At 45.6% G+C, this 20,992-nt stretch carries 8 protein-coding genes, 2 tRNA genes and 3 rRNA genes; 7 read left to right on the plus strand and 6 right to left on the minus strand.

Annotated elements, in window-relative coordinates:
- Positions 1-12: 12 nt before the first annotated feature.
- Complete coding sequence (locus tag PATL_RS02010; RefSeq protein WP_011573323.1) at positions 13-2,412, minus strand: TonB-dependent receptor; 2,400 nt, start codon at positions 2,410-2,412, stop codon at positions 13-15.
- Positions 2,413-2,751: 339 nt separating this feature from the next.
- Between PATL_RS02010 and PATL_RS02015 the strand changes: the two genes are divergently transcribed.
- Positions 2,752-3,999: an MFS transporter gene (locus PATL_RS02015; protein ID WP_011573324.1), complete on the plus strand. Its 1,248-nt coding sequence runs from the start codon at positions 2,752-2,754 to the stop codon at positions 3,997-3,999.
- Here the strand turns inward: PATL_RS02015 and PATL_RS02020 are convergent.
- Both PATL_RS02020 and PATL_RS02025 read right to left on the minus strand, forming a co-directional pair.
- Complete coding sequence (locus PATL_RS02020) at positions 3,989-4,972, minus strand: GGDEF domain-containing protein (RefSeq protein ID WP_011573325.1); 984 nt, start codon at positions 4,970-4,972, stop codon at positions 3,989-3,991. The two genes, PATL_RS02015 and PATL_RS02020, sit on opposite strands and share 11 nt — an antisense overlap.
- Positions 4,973-5,325: 353 nt before the next feature.
- Complete coding sequence (locus PATL_RS02025) at positions 5,326-5,523, minus strand: hypothetical protein (RefSeq protein ID WP_041713174.1); 198 nt, start codon at positions 5,521-5,523, stop codon at positions 5,326-5,328.
- A 1,159-nt stretch (positions 5,524-6,682) separates the two neighbouring features.
- On the opposite strand from PATL_RS02025, the gene PATL_RS02035 reads away from it, so the two are divergent.
- From PATL_RS02035 to PATL_RS02060, 6 genes are all read left to right on the plus strand, one after another.
- Positions 6,683-8,215: ribosomal RNA gene (locus PATL_RS02035) — 16S ribosomal RNA — on the plus strand.
- A 103-nt stretch (positions 8,216-8,318) separates the two neighbouring features.
- Positions 8,319-8,394 (plus strand) — tRNA-Ala (locus PATL_RS02040).
- Between the two features lie 18 nt (positions 8,395-8,412).
- Positions 8,413-8,489 (plus strand) — tRNA-Ile (locus PATL_RS02045).
- A 379-nt stretch (positions 8,490-8,868) separates the two neighbouring features.
- Positions 8,869-11,753: ribosomal RNA gene (locus PATL_RS02050) — 23S ribosomal RNA — on the plus strand.
- Positions 11,754-12,016: 263 nt separating this feature from the next.
- A 5S ribosomal RNA gene (rrf, locus tag PATL_RS02055) occupies positions 12,017-12,132 on the plus strand.
- Together the 16S, 23S and 5S rRNA genes with 2 tRNA genes alongside form the textbook arrangement of a ribosomal RNA operon.
- Before the next feature lie 1,114 nt (positions 12,133-13,246).
- Positions 13,247-15,448 carry a hypothetical protein gene (locus PATL_RS02060; protein ID WP_011573326.1) on the plus strand — a complete coding sequence of 734 codons (2,202 nt, stop codon included), beginning with the start codon at positions 13,247-13,249 and terminating at the stop codon, positions 15,446-15,448.
- 199 nt (positions 15,449-15,647) lie between these two features.
- Here PATL_RS02060 and PATL_RS02065 read toward each other — a convergent pair whose 3' ends face one another.
- The 3 genes from PATL_RS02065 to PATL_RS02075 all read right to left on the minus strand — a co-directional run bounded on the left by PATL_RS02065 (position 15,648) and on the right by PATL_RS02075 (position 20,930).
- Positions 15,648-16,727 carry a PLP-dependent cysteine synthase family protein gene (locus PATL_RS02065; protein ID WP_011573327.1) on the minus strand — a complete coding sequence of 360 codons (1,080 nt, stop codon included), beginning with the start codon at positions 16,725-16,727 and terminating at the stop codon, positions 15,648-15,650.
- 399 nt (positions 16,728-17,126) lie between these two features.
- Positions 17,127-17,522: a DP-EP family protein gene (locus PATL_RS02070; RefSeq protein WP_011573328.1), complete on the minus strand. Its 396-nt coding sequence runs from the start codon at positions 17,520-17,522 to the stop codon at positions 17,127-17,129.
- A gap of 33 nt (positions 17,523-17,555) precedes the next feature.
- Positions 17,556-20,930, minus strand: coding sequence for a winged helix-turn-helix domain-containing protein (locus PATL_RS02075; protein WP_011573329.1), 3,375 nt, complete (start codon positions 20,928-20,930; stop codon positions 17,556-17,558).
- Positions 20,931-20,992 lie beyond the last annotated feature (62 nt).

A 20,992-nucleotide genomic window follows, 5' to 3' on the forward strand; every position in this document is an offset into this window, starting at 1 on the left:
AATCCTTAGGAGCTAGGCCTTAAAGTTGTAGGTGTAAGTTAACTGAACATTGCGTGGTAGTTCAGGGAAAACCAAGGTTGAGCCAAAATAACCGCCCTCAAATACGGGGCGCCAGTTGTTTTCATCGGTCAGGTTGCGTATTTCAAGGCGCAAGCTTGACTGATCGGTTAGGGCAACATTGGTATTAATATTAATGGTAATTTGATCACGGATTAACACAGTGGCAAGGTAATCTAGAGGGTAACTTTTACTGTAAATGGCCGAGCCAGATACATCCCAGTTATCCCATATTTGATAGCCAGCACTGGCTGAAACCGTTTGTTGTGGTATACCTTGCACGCGCTCATTTGAGGGCGCAAAGCCAGCAAAATTAGGCGCACCGATACCTGTGCCTTGAATAATGTCGGGGCGCGAATTATCAAATGCGTCAGCCACTTGTTGTGAGTCTTGTGCGCTGGCTGAGTCGTCGTAACGGGCATCTAAGTAGCTGTAACCAAGATTGGCCCACAAACTACTGCCTTGATAAAAAACTTGCGCTTCAAAGCCTTTGGCGATAATGCCCGTGTTACTGCCATCGCGATTACGCAAGCTACGGGATTGCTCAAATACAGATGCATCGGCGTACCAAGGAGAGCCTACAGGTGAGAACTTCACACCCAATTCGTATAACTCGTTTTCAGTGGCAAAATTCAGAGGGTTTATTTTATTCTCAGCGCCTAATACTGTTCCGCCGCCCATGCTGTTAGAGGTCGCTTCACTGTAGCTATACGTAGCATAGGTCACGATATCGTTATTGATTTTAAAGCGGGCGCTGGCTGAGCCGGAGTATAACCATTTGCTGAAGCTGTCTTCTGCCGCCACCTGACCTTGTGGTGGTAACGCATCCCGTGCGGTCACGTCATAGTGGTCAGCACGTAAGCCAACAGTGGTGCTAAATCGGCTGGTCCAGTCACTGTCTTGTTCGGCAAATAAACCCGTTTGCCACGTGGTTGAATCTGTGGTGTCGGACAATGAAAAGTCGTTGTTACCATCGCCATCGATGTCGTAGTTAGCGCCCGGTGACACGAAAACCCCAGGGCGAAGTTCGACTAAGCGCGCCTGTTGGGCTTCAGTCAGAGGAATACGTCTTTGCTCTATGCTGCCAAGCAAATCGATAGGTAAGTCAGCTTCTGTCGTAAACTGACTATAGCCGAGTACGTCGTTGTACCTTAGGTCTATTCCCCAGGTGGTTTGCTGATCGCCAGACCAAGCTGAAGTCAGCTCAAGCCGATTTTGCGCGGTTTTCGCCCCATCGATGATTTCAACAAAGCTGTTTTGTGCGATTTCTTCACGATCTAAATATTGAAAGTAACTGCGGTTAGTCAGAGTATGCACAGCATTTAGCTGACGCTCGTAGGTACTATGAAATACGTAAGTCTGTGCATTATTTATGTTGTCTGGGTCGGTAAGCACTGTGCTGCGAGGAATACGCACTTCGCCGGTAGGGGACACCACGGCAAAAGCGCCCGGCACTTGTGAGCCATTTGGCTGCACGCCTTGACCAGTAATATATAAACTGTTGTCGATTAGATTCTGTGTAGGGCGGTTAATGCCAGCGTTATCTGTAAACTCCACATCGTAGTATTCAAAGCTAATATCCCAGCTAGATTTATCATCTGGCAGAATTTTATAGGCAATGAATAAATCCTCGCTTTGAAATTCGGTAAAGTCGTAGTAACTGTTGTTGTCAATGTATTCAGCACTGACCCTAATACCGCTTCTACCTTCTTCGATTGTGGTATTTACGTCAACTTGACCACGATAGTGCTCCCAACTACCTGCGCTAGCTTGCAGCTTTAAATCTGTTCCTGACAGGGTTGCGGTCTTGTTATTTAAATTAACAAAGCCCCCATTACGCTGGGTGGTGCCAAGTATGACCGAAGGCGCGCCTTTCACTACATCAATTTGCCCAACGCTGTTAAACGACAACGGGATCCCAAAACCATTGTTGCCTGCTTGACGACGCATACCCTGTTGAAATAATTCGCCTAATTGGCCGCGGATGGTTGGTAGACTAGGCGCACCAAAGCCACTGGCTGAATACGTGTTGGGCACTAAGGTGAGTACGTCTTGTAAGTCATCAATAGATAGCTGTTCTAACATGTCGCTGGAAATAGACGTTAAGGTGCGGGCTATTTCCGTTAAGTTTTTGTCTTTACCGAACGGGCCGTCGATCACTGCATTTTTAGGTGACATGATTAAAGTAGGTTGGGCAGAGCCAGTGACAGTGACGTGTTCAAGGTTATTATCTTGTTCATTACTGGTATTTGCCTCAGTACCAACTTGAGCAGGGCGACTCTGTTCTTGGGCGCTCACAGTGAATGCCATCGCTAAGCTCGCGCTAACAAACAAGCTGTGCGGTAAAATCGACATGGTTTTTCCTTTTAAAATGATTCTGTGCCAAGAGACCTATCGGCGACAGTTTTTATTACACGAATATTCCAATGAATGGTTTTGTATTGGATTCAAGATTCAAATTTTTACGCATTACAGCCTGAATAGTTTGTTTTCATTCTAATGTATTGCCGACAATGCCTATGTTAGCGTAAATTTTCTAATTAAAAATCATAATAAACAATATGTTATAAGCTAACTAGAATGTAGGTAGAATCTAATTTTAAAGCGTGAACATTTTATTGATTGCTTAATAACCGAACTTCGAGAAATATTTTATTGTCATCATTAAACCACAATAAGAGGATATAAAATGGCATGAGCTTAGTGGATAAAGACAGCCGCTACTATCTAGCGGGTTTTTTAAATGCCTGCATTATGGCGAGTCTGATGCCTGTTCTGTCTTTATATGCATATCGTTATTTAGATACTACTGCTACTCAACTAAGCACGCTACTGGGGGGGTATGCGTTGAGCAGCATTATGTACGCGTTTCTCATTGCGCGTATTGTGGAGCAAGTTGGTAAGCATAAACATTGGCTATTAGGGATTAGTTTTTTAGCTGCAGGTGCATTGGTTGTGCTGGCTAACACGCAAAATTATCTGGTTGTATGTGTGGTGATGCTTGGCGTATTTGCCCCTTTTCATGCATCAACAGCCTTGTTAATGGGCCTAGCATTTCGTTATTTTCGTAAAACACAGATTAAGCGGGTCAACGCGAGGGTAATGGCGACAGTCAGTGCCGCTTGGGTTGTTTGTCCGAGTATGGCGTTTTACACGGTCGAGGAATTTGGTTTCTCTGTGTTTTTATATGCTCTGGCCTTAGTCATGCCCTTGCTTACTTTGATGTTTTGTACTTTACCCGCCTCAAATGAAAAAACAATTCAATCAGACGCAGAAATACATCAGCCTAGGGGACAACTCGGTGTAATAAAAAACAAAGGCTTGTTAGCCCCAAAAACGAAAGTAAAAAATCGTTTAGGGCTGTACCTGCGCCTCTTACCTCCCGTACTGTTTTTCGCATTGCTCAGTTTTGCGATAAATTTATACCAACATATCTTGCCAGTTTATTTTGTGGAACAAGCACTGCCTGTCAGTTTGGTAGGTACGCTCTTTATGTGTGCCGCTATTGCTGAAATTGTGTTAATTGTTCGTTGTGTAAATCTATTGTCTCGCTTTACGTATTTTCAGTTATTCATCATTGCGAGCGTTAGCGGTATCGCGTTCTTTTTATTGCTTCCACTTAACCAAAGCATGACTTATTTATTCTTGATTCAGGTACTAAAGGCGCTGATGTACGGCTTAATGGCTGGATTAGGGGTTAATCTATTACAGCATTTGTTGCCCAACGAACCGACCTTCGGCGCCACTTTGTATCAAAACGCTTTTGCCGTGGGGATGCTATTCGCTGGGTTTGCCGCGGGTGGAACCATTGAGCTTATGCCGCCTAACTGGCTATTTAGCATCAGTGCGATGGTGACGTTGCTGTGCTTACTTATTCTTCTGGCCACCAAGCGTGCGTTTAGTATCACAAGACTACCTCATGTTGAGAATACTAAGGGCTAATGCTAATGCGATTACGTCCGTCAGATTTTGCTCGATACAATGCGGTATCCGAAGCGCAAATGAGAGCTTCGGATGTGCGAAATTGCCCTCCTAGCTCGGTGGCAATTCCTTGGCTCACACTGACTCTAAAGCTGGACGGTAGACCCAAATCGCTAAAATTTAGAGTGTTTATTTGCTGTTGAATGTCTTTTGCTACTATTTCAGCACTAACAGAGCGTAAGCGCGGCAAAATGACTGCAAACTCTTCACCACCATAGCGCGCCGCTAAACTGTCATTTGACGGTAGGCACTGCTCAATCGTTCTGGCTATCTTCTGCAGACACTTATCGCCATTGACGTGTCCAAATTGGTCGTTGAACAATTTGAAATAATCTACATCGATAAGAATAAGACTAATGGCTTGTTCGGTATTAACGCAATCTAGCCAACTCTTTTGTAATGTTTTTTCGAGATTGTGGCGGTTTGCGAGCCCAGTTAAGTGATCTGTCGAGGCAAGTCGTCTTAGCTCGCTGTATTCACTTTTATGTTTGGTCAGGTTATGCATAACACCGACGAACAAAGGAGTTGAAGCCGTTAAGGATGTTGGCAGGCATGACACTGATAAATCTGCCTCTAACCAAGTATTATCGTGTCGGTTGATCAGTACCTCTTTAGGACCATGATTTAACGGTAGGCCTGAGGTTTTATTCCAATTGATAAACAAATATTCATATTGCTCACGATAACGCTCATGTAAAAACTGAAACCACTTTTGCCCTATTAGTGCTTCTTGGGGGGCGCCGAAAAACTTGGCTGCTAAAGGGTTTATTACCTCGATTACGCCATCTCCATTAACGATAAATATCGCTTCAGCAATGACGTTAACCATTTTGCTAAAGGCATGCATTTTTTCATTGAGTAATGGTAAAGAGAGCGCTTCTAACAATGATGAGCTATTTACGTTTTTGTTTTTTGGTTGGTTTGCATCCGGCATTGAGTGTCCTTTCAACTGTTCTCGTTGATTTATAGTGGGGACACTGTATTAAACTAAAGTCTCTAATACCTTCTGCTAACCTTCTGTTTGTAAGTATCTGTTTTTTAATGGTTAAATTATTTTGCGACACGGGGGGACAAAACAATTAATGACGATTCACGATGAGATTTTTTGCATGTTAAATACCCGTCATACAAAAACGCGCTATAAATAGCGCGCTTAATCAATTGACTCGAAAGTTTAGCCAGAGAGCATTCCCTCGCTTACCCTGAATAAAGACAGGGTCACAAAAATAGGTTTTTAATCAGTGAGATGAAAAGCAAAATAAGAACGTAAGGTGAAGCCCCAATTGTTTATTGCAACTTGTGATTACGTTGGCGTATTGCGGTAAAACTAAAGTAGCACTTCAGTGCATAGGCACTCACGATCGGTATGCATATTACGCTAGCAACCGTAAACAAAATGTCACCCAGTGTTCCAAAAAATATACTTTGACTGACGTAACCCAATGCGCAAAGTAAAGCGATATGTAAAAGTAAGAAAGTTTTCATGTGAGCTCCTTTTGTATCTTAGTAAGCGCGGCGGCTGCTACTTACTAAAACTCAATGTGTAAATGCTGCGTTAATCGACGTTAATACTCTATACCCAGCACTTATCTATAACCTTCCGCTACTCTTCTGATTGTAACGTTATGATTTTTAGCAAGTATTTCTGATGAAGTTGTTGCGATTCACATATCATCGGAATAGCTAAATGGGATAACTAAATATAGTGCTAAGTTATTCGCTCTAACCTATGACGGCGAATAGCAGGCAAGTTAGAGCGAGTGACAAGTGCAAGAGCGCTAATGTAGAAGCGGGAATATGTATGGTCTTTTGTGGGATATCGGATGCTCATTGATACCGTCAGTGCGTATGCGAATTCGCGGCCACACCGGGCCGGCGCAGTCGTGTTAGTGATTTGTGGTGATTACTAATCTTTAATCTTCAATCAAGATTGTTACTGGTGGATCTTTCACAGCTATATAGATAAAAGAGCTTAAGTTGCTATTTTAGTTCCTAAAATAGCGATAGATAACAGATATAGAACGATATCTATGACTGTCGCGACGTTTGTGTTTACCAAACAAAATGTTTGTTAAGTAATGTTTGCTAAGTAAAGCAGCGTACTAAAAAGCATAATCTACAGCTGACAGATCTTATTCGATCGGCTTTTGATAATTTCAAATCAATTGATCCGGTGTAAAAAGCACCAGATAGACCTTATTCTAAACATATTGGTTGATTAATCAGCAGTTGAACATTTTTTTGAAATAAACACTTGCGATCAAAAAAGGGATCTCTATAATGCGCCTCTCGCTTCGGGACAGCCGCTAAAACAGCTGCCCGACACTGGTTTTCACCAGGTGATTTAAGCCTTTTATGAAGACTTTAATCAGCGTGATGTAAGGCGGTTTAGTTTGGTTTTTCAGTTTGTGATCCACGTCAAAAATTGATTTAAAATTAAATAAAAATAACGCCTTGACATCGAAACTTGAGAGCGTATTATACGCCTCCCGCTTAAAAGGGTCCACGGACAGAATCTTAAGCCGCTTCCAAGGAAGCACGCTACTTCGGTAGCACTGTTCTTTAACAATTAATAACAAGACAATCTGTGTGGGCACTCACTTGATGAGTGTCTACCAAAAAAAATTCATGTTCGATAAATATTTAATTGAAGAGTTTGATCATGGCTCAGATTGAACGCTGGCGGCAGGCCTAACACATGCAAGTCGAACGGTAACATTTCTAGCTTGCTAGAAGATGACGAGTGGCGGACGGGTGAGTAATACTTAGGAATATGCCTTTGTGTGGGGGATAACTATTGGAAACGATAGCTAATACCGCATAACGTCTTCGGACCAAAGGGGGCTTCGGCTCCCGCGCAAAGAGTAGCCTAAGCGAGATTAGCTTGTTGGTGAGGTAAAGGCTCACCAAGGCGACGATCTCTAGCTGTTCTGAGAGGAAGATCAGCCACACTGGAACTGAGACACGGTCCAGACTCCTACGGGAGGCAGCAGTGGGGAATATTGCACAATGGGGGAAACCCTGATGCAGCCATGCCGCGTGTGTGAAGAAGGCCTTCGGGTTGTAAAGCACTTTCAGTTGTGAGGAAAGGTTAACGGTTAATACCCGTTAGCTGTGACGTTAGCAACAGAAGAAGGACCGGCTAACTCCGTGCCAGCAGCCGCGGTAATACGGAGGGTCCGAGCGTTAATCGGAATTACTGGGCGTAAAGCGCACGCAGGCGGTTTGTTAAGCTAGATGTGAAAGCCCTGGGCTCAACCTGGGAATTGCATTTAGAACTGGCAGGCTAGAGTTTTGGAGAGGGGAGTGGAATTCCAGGTGTAGCGGTGAAATGCGTAGATATCTGGAGGAACATCAGTGGCGAAGGCGACTCCCTGGTCAGTAACTGACGCTCATGTGCGAAAGTGTGGGTAGCGAACAGGATTAGATACCCTGGTAGTCCACACCGTAAACGCTGTCTACTAGCTGTTTGTGGATTTAATCCGTGAGTAGCGAAGCTAACGCGATAAGTAGACCGCCTGGGGAGTACGGCCGCAAGGTTAAAACTCAAATGAATTGACGGGGGCCCGCACAAGCGGTGGAGCATGTGGTTTAATTCGATGCAACGCGAAGAACCTTACCTACTCTTGACATACTAGAAACTTTTCAGAGATGAATTGGTGCCTTCGGGAATCTAGATACAGGTGCTGCATGGCTGTCGTCAGCTCGTGTCGTGAGATGTTGGGTTAAGTCCCGCAACGAGCGCAACCCCTGTCCTTAGTTGCCAGCCTTAAGTTGGGCACTCTAAGGAGACTGCCGGTGACAAACCGGAGGAAGGTGGGGACGACGTCAAGTCATCATGGCCCTTACGAGTAGGGCTACACACGTGCTACAATGGCGAGTACAGAGGGAAGCAAACTTGCGAGAGTAAGCGGATCCCTTAAAGCTCGTCGTAGTCCGGATTGGAGTCTGCAACTCGACTCCATGAAGTCGGAATCGCTAGTAATCGCAAATCAGAATGTTGCGGTGAATACGTTCCCGGGCCTTGTACACACCGCCCGTCACACCATGGGAGTGGGTTGCAAAAGAAGTAGCTAGTTTAACCTTCGGGAGGACGGTTACCACTTTGTGATTCATGACTGGGGTGAAGTCGTAACAAGGTAACCCTAGGGGAACCTGGGGTTGGATCACCTCCTTACTATTAGGTTAGGCCTCATCAGGCTGAGTGTTCACACAGATTGTTTTGTTGTTAGTAAAGAAGAACCGAGAGACTCTTTAAAAAGACTGATGTCGATTTAAGAGGGGCTATAGCTCAGCTGGGAGAGCGCCTGCCTTGCACGCAGGAGGTCAGCAGTTCGATCCTGCTTAGCTCCACCAAATTGCTTGCGCAATAATAGGCTTGTAGCTCAGCTGGTTAGAGCGCACCCCTGATAAGGGTGAGGTCGGCAGTTCAAGTCTGCCCAAGCCTACCAAATCTTTCCTACTCTGCGTTATGTAATTCGTCGTTTAGCAGGCTAAACGTCCTCACTACATGCCTTGATTAGAAAAGATTGCAGCGGCATAGGAGACTCGGTTTTAGTAGAAAAGATTAGCCTTAATCAATGTGTACTGATTCAGTATTTATTGATTAGGGTTTTTTAAACCCTACGTGAATGCGTGCAAACGCAAACACATGTTCTTTAACAATATGGAAAGCTGATAAAAGTAATCAAAACTAAGAGAACTCTTTAAGAGGTTACTCTATCTGATTTGAAAATGAATACTTGTCACGCATGCAGAGTAGATATACTGATAACTTCGGTTATGAGTAACGTCTATACGTCAAATATTAAAGGTTATTTGGGGTTGTATGGTTAAGTGACTAAGCGTATACGGTGGATGCCTAGGCAGTTAGAGGCGATGAAGGACGTGTAAGTCTGCGAAAAGTTGTGGGGAGCCGACAAAATGCTTTGATCCACAAATGTCCGAATGGGGAAACCCACCGCTTCGGCGGTATCATACAGTGAATACATAGCTGTATGAGGCAAACGAGGGGAACTGAAACATCTAAGTACCCTTAGGAAAAGAAATCAACCGAGATTCCCCTAGTAGCGGCGAGCGAACGGGGATTAGCCCTTAAGCTAATGATAAGCGAGTGGAAGGTGTTGGAAAGCACAGCGATACAAGGTGATAGCCCTGTACACGAACGCGAATTTTAAGTGAAATCGAGTAGGTCGGGACACGTGTTATCTTGACTGAACATGGGGGGACCATCCTCCAAGGCTAAATACTCCTAACTGACCGATAGTGAACTAGTACCGTGAGGGAAAGGCGAAAAGAACCCCTGTGAGGGGAGTGAAATAGAACCTGAAACCGTATACGTACAAGCAGTGGGAGCAGACTTGTTCTGTGACTGCGTACCTTTTGTATAATGGGTCAGCGACTTATATTTTGTAGCAAGGTTAACCGAATAGGGGAGCCGTAGCGAAAGCGAGTGTTAACTGCGCGTTTTAGTTGCAAGGTATAGACCCGAAACCCGGTGATCTAGCCATGGGCAGGTTGAAGGTTGAGTAACATCAACTGGAGGACCGAACCGACTAACGTTGAAAAGTTAGCGGATGACTTGTGGCTGGGGGTGAAAGGCCAATCAAACCGGGAGATAGCTGGTTCTCCCCGAAAGCTATTTAGGTAGCGCCTCGGACGAATACCACTGGGGGTAGAGCACTGTTAAGGCTAGGGGGTCATCCCGACTTACCAACCCTTTGCAAACTCCGAATACCAGTGAGTACTATCCGGGAGACACACGGCGGGTGCTAACGTCCGTCGTGAAGAGGGAAACAACCCAGACCGCCAGCTAAGGTCCCAAAATTATTGCTAAGTGGGAAACGATGTGGGAAGGCTAAGACAGCTAGGAGGTTGGCTTAGAAGCAGCCACCCTTTAAAGAAAGCGTAATAGCTCACTAGTCGAGTCGGCCTGCGCGGAAGATGTAACGGGGCTAAGCAATATACCGAAGCTGCGGACGCAAAGTTTACTTTGCGTGGTAGGGGAGCGTTGTGTAAGTGGCTGAAGGTGAACTGAGAGGTTTGCTGGACATATCACAAGTGCGAATGCTGACATGAGTAACGATAATGCGGGTGAAAAACCCGCACGCCGGAAGACCAAGGTTTCCTGTCCCATGCTAATCAGGGCAGGGTAAGTCGGCCCCTAAGGCGAGGCAGAAATGCGTAGTCGATGGGAAACGGATTAATATTTCCGTACTTGGTATATCAGTGATGGGGGGACGGAGAAGGTTATGCAAGCATAGCGTTGGTTGTCTATGTGAAAGTGTGTAGGGTTGAATCTTAGGTAAATCCGGGATTCTACATGCCTGAGACACGAGACGAGATTCTACGGAATTGAAGTTGCAAATACCCTGCTTCCAGGAAAAGCCTCTAAACTTATGATATATCGAACCGTACCCCAAACCGACACAGGTGGTCAGGTAGAGAATACTAAGGCGCTTGAGAGAACTCGGGTGAAGGAACTCGGCAAAATCGTACCGTAACTTCGGGAGAAGGTACGCCCCTGTTTGTGATGAGACTTGCTCTTTGAGCGAATGGGGGCCGCAGTGAAAAGGTGGCTGGGACTGTTTATTAAAAACACAGCACTGTGCTAAATCGAAAGATGACGTATACGGTGTGACACCTGCCCGGTGCCGGAAGGTTAATTGATGGGGTTAGCGCAAGCGAAGCTCTTGATCGAAGCCCCGGTAAACGGCGGCCGTAACTATAACGGTCCTAAGGTAGCGAAATTCCTTGTCGGGTAAGTTCCGACCTGCACGAATGGTGTAACCATGGCCACGCTGTCTCCACCCGAGACTCAGTGAAATTGAAATCGCAGTGAAGATGCTGTGTACCCGCACCTAGACGGAAAGACCCCGTGAACCTTTACTATAGCTTGGCACTGAACATTGACCCTACATGTGTAGGATAGGTGGGAGACTTTGAAGCGTGAACGCCAGTTTGCGTGGAGTCAACCTTGAAATACCACCCTTGTACGTTTGATGTTCTAACGTTGTTCCCTTATCGGGAATGCGGACAGTGCCTGGTGGGTAGTTTGACTGGGGCGGTCTCCTCCCAAAGAGTAACGGAGGAGCACGAAGGTTGGCTAATCCTGGTCGGACATCAGGAGGTTAGTGCAATGGCATAAGCCAGCTTAACTGCGAGACAGACACGTCGAGCAGGTACGAAAGTAGGTCATAGTGATCCGGTGGTTCTGTATGGAAGGGCCATCGCTCAACGGATAAAAGGTACTCCGGGGATAACAGGCTGATACCGCCCAAGAGTTCATATCGACGGCGGTGTTTGGCACCTCGATGTCGGCTCATCACATCCTGGGGCTGAAGTCGGTCCCAAGGGTATGGCTGTTCGCCATTTAAAGTGGTACGCGAGCTGGGTTTAGAACGTCGTGAGACAGTTCGGTCCCTATCTGGTGTGGGCGTTGGATGATTGAGGGGAGCTGCTCCTAGTACGAGAGGACCGGAGTGGACGAACCGCTGGTGTTCGGGTTGTTTTGCCAAAAGCATTGCCCGGTAGCTACGTTCGGAATCGATAACCGCTGAAAGCATCTAAGCGGGAAGCGAGCCCCAAGATGAGTCATCCCTGGCAGTTTAACTGTCCTAAAGGGTTGTTGAAGACTACGACGTTGATAGGCAGGATGTGGAAGCGTTGCAAGGCGTTAAGCTAACCTGTACTAATTGCCCGTGAGGCTTAACCATACAACGCCCAAATGACTTTTTATATCGTTCTAGCGAACGAGTCGTGCTAAATGGCTTAAACGGAAGGAAACCTTCCTGACCATTTACCTACTCGCTAAAGTTAGAGCTAAATAAAATGTTTGAGTATTGCATGTATGACAAGTATTTAATCAAGAGTAAGACTAAAGAGATTTAGCGATGATTACAGCCAGACCTTAATAGGCGCGGCATCAGCTTTTACATATTGATTTATTAAGCTGCGGCTTGATAGATAACAGTTTATGTCTGGCGGCCATAGCGATGCGGCCCCACCTGATCCCATCTCGAACTCAGAAGTGAAACGCATTAGCGGCGATGGTAGTATGGGGTTTCCCCATGCGAGAGTAGCACACTGCCAGACTCCCATTTAGAATGAAGCCACCTATATCGGGTGGCTTTTTTCGTTTCTGCGCTGTAGAAAAATCAACTGTAGTCGAAATCGCATTTTAAAGCTTGTTAACGAACTAGACGCCTAGGTGTCATACTTCCCTGTAGCTCAGCCCAGCCCGACATCCATGTCGGTCGTTCAAACGGCTGGAGCGGTGCTCCAGAGAGCCCCGTTTTCACCCATCAAGGGCATTCGACTCTAGTGCTTTGCATGAAAGCTGATGAACAACCCATCCCTGGTGTTGCGCACCAGCCACGCCATCCATGGCGTGTCGTTCAGTCGGGCAAAGCTGCGCTTCGCAAAAGCCTCCGCCTTCACCCCCATGCGAGAGTAGCACACGGCCAGACTCCCATTTAGAATGAAGCCACCTTAATCGGGTGGCTTTTTTCGTTTCTGCGACACATAAAATACCAAAGGCAACCGAGACTACACCTCTAAGGTGGCTTCATCCTAAGCGCTGTCGCGCAAAGCTACCCACACATGGATAAACTAAATCCCTCGAATGTCATGCGGGGCATCCCATGCAATAGCTGAGAAAATATTAAGCTACTCGTTGCCACCCATCCATGGGGCTACCTCCAGTGCAGCATCCATGCTGCCCGTTCAAGCGGCAGGAACTACGCTCCTAAAAGCCCCGCTTTTACCCCCATGCGCGGCATCCGATGCGACAACCGCGCTGCTCGGCATCTGTTACGACAACCGCGTTGCGAGGTTAGCACAGGGTGCCCCGCACAATGATACTGGTGAAGCCTTAATCAAAAACCGCTGAAAGCATTCTGAGCTGTATTTGCGCTGACTTATTTACAATGAACGATATTACTTGAGATCGCTACCTGAGGTTTCAACCTTTCAGGGTATCTTAAGTGCATACCTATATATAAATTTTCATAACTTTCATCCTAACCGTCTAGGTTAGTCATGGCGGGGACTGTCGTTCAAAACTCAGTTAAGCGCTTGTTTACATAGAGTAACCAGCATTAAAAGGCTTGCAATTCGTATCAAATCCATCTACTACATGGTAACAAATATAAAAGACGATATTAGATGCGTAGAGCAAGCGCTGTCTTGTTGATACAGGAAATACATTATGACCACAAAAACACAAATGGATTTACCGGCAGTTGATGAAACAACCGAGCAGGTTATCGAAAAAAAGTCTGATGCTAAAAAAATAACAAGTGAGTCTGCACCAAGCCCTCCCTCAACGAGTGACACGCTAGTAACTGACCCGTACATGTACTTTACCGAACGGGATCTGGATAAAATTCTGGCGAATATCGATGCCTTGCGTAATAGCGTATTTCCTGTCATTAACCCAGACGCTGATATTGAGTCCCGCAGTCCACAAAACTTCCCCTCTGTGTGTCTTATTGGTTTAGGACGCTGTGGCTCAAATATCGCTCTGGACGTGGCTTCATTGGTGTATAACGCGCGTAATTTCTATTTAAATGAATTTGAAAACGAAGAGCGTGAAACACGTGAGCAAGAATACCGTCCCATGCGCTGGATTAAACGAGGCTTACATTTGTCGAGTGCTCAAGACGTGAAGCCTGTCTTCTTAATCGAGCCATTGGTCATGCTCGGGGATTTAGACAAAGACATTGAAGGTCGGGTACGCTTCTCTAATAAGGGCGAAAAAGCCAGTTTCCTACAAGAATATACCAAGATGAAAATCATGGACTTGTCTGAGGTACACGCTGGCGGGGCGGGTAACGCTCCCATACTTGGTCAGTATTTGGCCAAGATTATTCTTAATAAAGATACTCAACGGTTTGCTAATAAAGATTGGAAATATATCCATTCATACCTGATTGATTCATGTGGTATTAAAGCGAATCAGTCTCGCTTGTATTTTTACATATTTAGCGCCGGTGGCGGCACCGGCTCTGGGATGGCGTCTGAGTTTGGCTTAGCACAGCAATATGCCTACATGAGTAAAACATTTGAGACCAGAGCGGTAAATGAAAGTGAGGATAACCGCGGGCATTCGTTTGTGTTTGAGCCAATCTTTACCAGCGGTATTTGTATCTTACCCAATATCTCTGATCATGGTGTCGAGATGTCTGAGGCGCTGCATATCAATGCTGGTCGCTTACTGTGTAAATATATGGCAGAGGAATGGGACTTCTCGTATAACTTCGACAAAGAAGACAGCAGCGACGCTAGTGCTATGCATCGTATTCGCCCTTGGAATGCCATGATGCTCATTTCAAACGACATCATGCGTTATGCTGAGGAAACAGATGATAGCGGCATTCAATACATAGATGTGAACGCTATGGAAAAGCATGCGAACCAATATATTTCTCAGCAAATATTCAATATTTTAACCGCTCAAGCGGTGACAACAGATTACGACGAAAATTACTTTCGCCGGGCAGGTATCGATATAGGCGAAACCATCCGTTTAGACGCCAATGATCTGTTTATGAGCTTGGCGGGGCCTGTTGCGCTAGCTTACGCTGAATCTGTGGTTCCTGTGGAAAACGTTTCTGCAGTGGATAAAATCAAAATTCTTGATAGAGGCGCGAATGATCTCGACATCGACGATCTGTTCTTTCGCTCTATAGACTTACCGCACTTCAATAAGGTGACCCAAGCGATTGAAGGGATAAGCTTACTGCCTATCGAATCTACGCGCTACCGTGAGCGCTTAAGTGAATATGTTAAAAGCGGCTATGACGCGACGCACCTCAAAGATTTACACTTTTTCAAAAACTGTTCATCAGTGGTTTCGATTATATCTTTGCCTAAAGACTACAAGCTGTCGTATATGGACTTAAACCGTTTGAAGTCCCACCTGAACGCACTGTTTCCTAATACCACATTAAAGCGCTATGCATTGGTTATCGGCGCATCGGCGAATATTTCGCTGACCACGCTGGTAGTAAAAAGCCCGTGCTTGAGTGATGATTTTTTGACCCTTATTGTGGCGTACATTAAGCGCTGTTTTGCCAAAGACAACTATCGTTTCGATGAGCAACTCGATCAGGCCATGCTTGATTTTATCCGTGGCGAAACATTCGATGAAGACGCCTTAGATGCCATGCTTGAAGAGCACGAAAACCCAGCGAAAATTCTTGATACTAACTGGTACGCTATTAAGCCCATGTACGAGAAAAAGTATCGTGAGTTGATCCGCGAAAAAGATAAATTTGTGTCAATAAACGATATTCGCTTAAGCCGTGATAGTGTGAAAAAAGCGATCAAGTATTTACGCGAGATTTATCGTCATAAAATCAGCAAAACCAAAGTGATATCGTTAAACGACGACAGCAGCGGAATGTAGATAACCCCAACAATTTACAGTCTATTGCTATGAATAAAAATGGTCCCAATCTCACCTTGATGCGGGCCATTTTTATTGGGCTGCTATTTCCCACCTAGATAGGTTATGGGTGCCTGCGCTGACACTTGATCATGATGTCTCTTCGCGGGTAACAGTGCGCTGGCTCAAGGGAATAACGAATTACCGATTTTTTATAAAACTACATCTCACCAGTCAGCATAAAGTTTTCCAGTTGTTGGGTATAAGGAGTTAAATCTAATTGCTGCTGCGCTACCCAGTCATCATCGTAATAGCTATTTAGATAGCGTTCGCCAGCGTCACAGATCATGCTCACTACACTACCTTGCTGCTTATTCTCTATCATCTGGGCAATAAGCTTAAGAGCTCCATATACGTTAGTCCCCGTTGAGCCGCCACATTTTCGACCCAGTATGCCTTCAAGCCAGCGAATAGTGGCAATGGATGCGGCATCGGGGACCTGGATCATGTGATCTACCACGTCGGGCAAAAAGGAAGGCTCAACCCTGGGCCTGCCAATGCCCTCAATGCGAGAGCCCTTATTATTGCTGATAGCACTATCACGGTCTCGGTAGTAGTCGTAAAAGACTGAATTATCAGGGTCGACAACCGCTAACTGGGTCTTAAGGTGCAATGCAGGGTTATAGCGTAAATAGCGGCCAATAGTGGCTGAGGTACCACCCGTGCCCGCACTCACTACAATCCAACTGGGGATTTGATGTGTTTCCATGGCCATCTGAGCAAAAATACTTTCGGCAATATTACTGTTGCCTCGCCAATCCGTGGCTCGTTCTGCATAAGTAAATTGGTCCATGTAGTGACCATTTAATTCGTCCGCAAGTTGTTGTGCTTTGGCGTAAAGGTCGCTGGGCTCAACTTTAAAGCACTCGCCGCCGTAAAATTCAATTTGTTTTATCTTCTCACTCGCCGTGCTTTTGGGCACCACGGCAATAAAGCGTAAGCCAAGTAAACGCGCAAAATACGCTTCAGAGATGGCAGTACTGCCAGATGAAGACTCAACAATGGTGGTATTTTGATGGATTAGCCCGTTGCACAAGCCATATAAAAATAGCGAACGCGCCAAGCGATGTTTAAGGCTTCCTGTAGGGTGGGTGGATTCATCCTTGAGGTACAGAGACACGTCAACAAAACAGGGCAAGTCAACTTTGATTAGATGAGTGTCGGATGAGCGATTAAAATCAGCATTAATAATGGTTAATGCCGCGGCTAACCACTTTTTCTTTTCAGTTGGAAGGGTCATGACTGTTTTCTGGCTGTTTCTTTTGCACTACGATATCCCAAAGCCGCTGTGGAGTGAATGCTCGGGCAGAGATAATGTCATGGGTGTGCCCAGATGTTTGGGGAGGACTGACTGAGAGGCAAAGAGTCAAGAACCAAGTGTCAAGATCACAAATACCGTGCTGCTTTTGCCTCAGTTAAGGCAAAAGCGCCGGGTGCTCTTTATGGATTCACTTTATAGAGTCACTTAACGGCTGTTTTTTTGCAGACGTTTTTGTAGACGAACTATGCACATATTTCAAGCACATGGCTCATGCAGTTCATTCGTACAGATCACCCATAAAGCGCCCAGCGTTTTATCCATCAGTAGCCAGTTAACATCGCTAGGCCACTTTGTACTAAGTTTGGATACATTGACGCCCTAAGTAGGGCGGTTTTTGAATTTTGGGTCGGCGCTGATAATAGCGTTGGCAAACTCATCGTCGCCGCGCTGAATTAAGGTCAATCTAACGGAAATATCTTGGGCGCTTTGGCAATCATTATTAAAGCAAATAATGTTACCGGCACCATTTATCATAAAATCCCAGTTAGTATCTGGGTTACAGCCGTCTTCGGTTTTTTGCAGAGCCCCAAAAAAGATATAAGGGTCTGCGCTGTCATCAGTGTCTAGAGTGAAAATCGCCATGCCAGAGCGGTTAAAGTCGAGCACAATTTCTTCATCCCAGCTTTTTTGCTCGCTGTCGTAAAACTGCACTACGGGCTCGCCTTCTTGGCTGGTGAATACTCTCGATTTAATTTTTTTTATTTGTGGGAACATTTTTCTTCCTTTTTGGTTGAACGTTATGGTGAGCTAAAAACGATAATTTTTTATTTGCATCAGTGCTAATTTATCAGCGAACGGTTTAACTTTATCTCGCAGTTGTAAGCAATCGTGAGCTTGCACAAAAGGCAGTAGTACCTCGTAGCCGCTGTTATCAGTTACAATGGGGCGCAACAAGTTGGCTGCCTGCTGACAGGCTTGGCGTTTGTCGGAATGGGTATTGCTAGTGGCATTGGTGATAGATGCAGCACCTACCTGGTTCTGTGCGTGCTCATCTTGTTTTGCTGCTAACAAATAAACATTGCTTAAGGCGGTCAACAGCAACTGGTTTGCAGGCTGTTCTCTTGATAACTGTTTAAATTTTGATGTTGCCAACCTAATTGCTCGCTCGGCTAAATCCCAATTACCGTTAAGTTGATAGCCTTCGATGATGATAGGAATTGACGAGTAGAGTCTTTCCGCTCTCGTTAATATTCTTTTGAAATCGCTCAATGCAATGCTTTGGTTTGACGGCGCACTGCTAGTCAGGGACGATAAATATAGATTTAACGCATGGGCACCCAGCAAGTCAAGTTGCCATATTTCATTCGACGGGTCTTGCAGTAACAGTGTATCTAAGTTGATTTTTGCTGATAAAACCGCCTGTTTTGCTGCTTTATATAGGCCTAGATAATACAATACATTGGCATTATTTAGGTAAGAGTACGCAATACTCTCAAGTAAGTTCGCATTACCGACGTGGGTTGCCAATATGTCGGTGATAATATTCTGTACTCTCTCACGTGTGCGAACCGCTTGTTCTAGGCTGCCTAACTGCTCTTCTATTTCAGCTAGCCATTCTAAAGTATCTGCAATATCGACTTGAGACATATCAGTTTTGGCTAAATCTTCAGTGAGTTCGTACTGAATCGCTAACGCCTTTTCAAACGCCATTTTAGCGACACCTAGCTCTTGTAGCTTACTATTAACACCACCCATCGCAAGATATGCATATGAAAGCTCAAGTTTAGCGTCATCACTGTTAGGCTCTAGCTGATTCATCAATTTACTGTAAGACAGATATTCCTCGAAATGCGGCTTTGCTAAGGTGAATTCTGCCTTGTCCGAGGCCAGTTGCCCCAACCAAAATGCGTTCGCGCCTAGAGCCTTTAACAGTTCGCTGTTCTCGGGTTGTATTTTGTATAGTTTGTCTAGAATCGTTTTGGCTGAGCTAAAGGCTTGTTTGGCTTCATCATTTTTATTGCGCGAATAAGCCACTTCACCCATTGCAGCTAGGGTTTGAGCATGTTGAAAGCGGGTTTTAAAATTTTGCGCTGTGTCGGTTAAAGACGGGAAAAAAGACACCTCGACTTCTTCATCTTGTTGGCTAAAATACTCCAAGGCTTTATTGCTGATCCCATCAAGTAAATCCATGCGCTTTACACTGCGCAGTTTGTCGGCGAATTCGCCTACCATAAAGCCTAATAGACTCTCGGCTTCCAAGCGTTTTTGCTGGGCTAAATTTTCTGCCTGTTGGCTTTTTACGCTCATAAACAGGGCGGTAAAGGTGAGCACACAAAGTAAGGTCACAGTGGTGCGTTTTAACCAGCGTTTTACGTTACCACTTTTTTGCGATGCTTTGATGAGGGCGCATTCTTCTTCATCAAGCTTAAAAACGGCACTTTTTTGTAAGTTAACCGCTTCTAATAAGGGCTTTCCTTCTGGGAGTAAATACGCTTTGTTTCTTTCCTCAAATTGCCAACGACCTGCTAATTGCTGTAATTGGCTTTTGATCCTTAGGGCGTCTCTGTGCTCGTTTATCCAGTTGCTGGCCCTTGGCCATTTTCGTAACAGGGCTTCATGGGCCAAGCTGAAACAGGGCTCACCGTGTTGCAGGTGTGATACCAGTAAGCGACTTTCCACCATGGCCTGTACGAGTTCATGTTGGCTCGAATGTTTAATCGGGTTGTCGTCTAATTGCGACCAGCGAGCAGCACGACTGGTGATATTTTCACCGTCTGGGCTCAGGGTGACCAAGAGTGACAGTATGTACTCCAATTGCGATTGCTGGTCTTTTGAAAGTTGAAGGTAGATCTGTTCTGCTTTTTTACCTATGGCCCCTTCAATCCCCCCCAAATGACGATACACCGAGTACTGCATTTCGTTGTTAGCGCTACGTTGCTCGTACAACTCTTGCAGGGTGTACTGCAACATAGGCAGGGCGTCAGGGTGATTAACCGCTTCATGACATAAGATTTCATCTAGCGGGTTAGTGCTGTTCGGTTCGTTTGTCCAGCTTAGGTTTGCAGCCTTAGCGGGCAAGCGGATCATTTGACTGAGCTCACTTGATGACGGCGGCAGTAAATCGAAATGGGCGCCTTGGTCTTTGCCCGCCATTAAACTGGGATGCGCCACGACGAGCGGGTAAAAGTCATTGCGACAGGCACTGAAGATTAAAATGCTTCCTGATGTTGCTAAGGTATCAAGGCATTTTAAAAAGCGTTTGCGTTCATCATCATTGAATACAGGGGATGAAAGTAAGACTTCTAGGCGGTCAATAAATAAAAATAGCTGGGGTTGTGCGTAACGACTAGCTGGCGTTTGCTGCTGGATAGAGGCTAGCGCCTTATTGCATAGTACGGCTACTTGCGGGCAGTCTTCTTGCAACATATCCGCTAGTGTTTCTGCGCTTAAGCCTTCAAACACAGGGATATCATTAATGTCCCAATCGAGCAGTGAGGACGCCAAATCAATGAAGAGTCGAGATTGGCTGACATCGGCAAGATCCACACTGGTATAACTGACGACACCAATGCCGTCATGGCCGTTTTGATGAGTCAGGCGGGGTAACACCCCTGCATTGATTAACGAAGACTTGCCGCTGCCACTTGGACCAAGTACTAAGCAAAAAGCGTGTTTCGCACTGACTAGCTTTGATACCCGAGTCAGTAAAGCGGTGATTTGTGCACTGCGACCAAAGAATACGTTACTTTCATCAGGCTCAAAGGCGCTAAGGCCCGGAAAAGGCGAGCCCCCTTGCCAGTCGTTCGTGCTTTCTTGGGGATCGTTGGTTAACGCTTCATCCGGGAAGTCGAGCTTGGCAACGATGCGATAGCCGCGCTTACGGATGGTTTCAATATATTTGGGGGTACTGGGTTTATCGTTAAAGGCTTTTCTAAGTTGGGTAATGGCTTTGTGTACTGGATTGTCGCCAATTTCACTGCCCCAGCATTGACTGGCTATGTCATCGGCACTGAGTGCGTGTTCGTGGCCATTGTCTCGGCGTTGTTGACACAGTAAAAGTAACACATCCATGGCTTTAGGTTCGAGCTGGGTAACGGCATCACCTGCACGCACGCTATTGGTCTGAGGCGTGACTTGCCAGTCGCCAATGTAGAATATATTGGATATTTTTTTCGCGTTCACGTTCTTGTTTTACCCATTCATTCAGCCAGTGCACTGAAATCAGCAATGGAGACCTCAAATTT

Source organism: Paraglaciecola sp. T6c, assembly GCF_000014225.1.
Classification (GTDB): domain Bacteria; phylum Pseudomonadota; class Gammaproteobacteria; order Enterobacterales; family Alteromonadaceae; genus Paraglaciecola; species Paraglaciecola atlantica_A.

Excerpts from the sequence above, each read along its gene's own strand:
- PATL_RS02065 (WP_011573327.1), bottom strand. The coding sequence starts at position 16,727 with ATGACCCTTCCAACTGAAAAGAAAAAGTGGTTAGCCGCGGCATTAACC.
- PATL_RS02070 (WP_011573328.1), bottom strand. The coding sequence starts at position 17,522 with ATGTTCCCACAAATAAAAAAAATTAAATCGAGAGTATTCACCAGCCAA.
- PATL_RS02010 (WP_011573323.1), bottom strand. The coding sequence starts at position 2,412 with ATGTCGATTTTACCGCACAGCTTGTTTGTTAGCGCGAGCTTAGCGATG.
- PATL_RS02060 (WP_011573326.1), top strand. The coding sequence starts at position 13,247 with ATGACCACAAAAACACAAATGGATTTACCGGCAGTTGATGAAACAACC.
- PATL_RS02015 (WP_011573324.1), top strand. The coding sequence starts at position 2,752 with ATGAGCTTAGTGGATAAAGACAGCCGCTACTATCTAGCGGGTTTTTTA.
- PATL_RS02020 (WP_011573325.1), bottom strand. The coding sequence starts at position 4,972 with ATGCCGGATGCAAACCAACCAAAAAACAAAAACGTAAATAGCTCATCA.
- PATL_RS02025 (WP_041713174.1), bottom strand. The coding sequence starts at position 5,523 with ATGAAAACTTTCTTACTTTTACATATCGCTTTACTTTGCGCATTGGGT.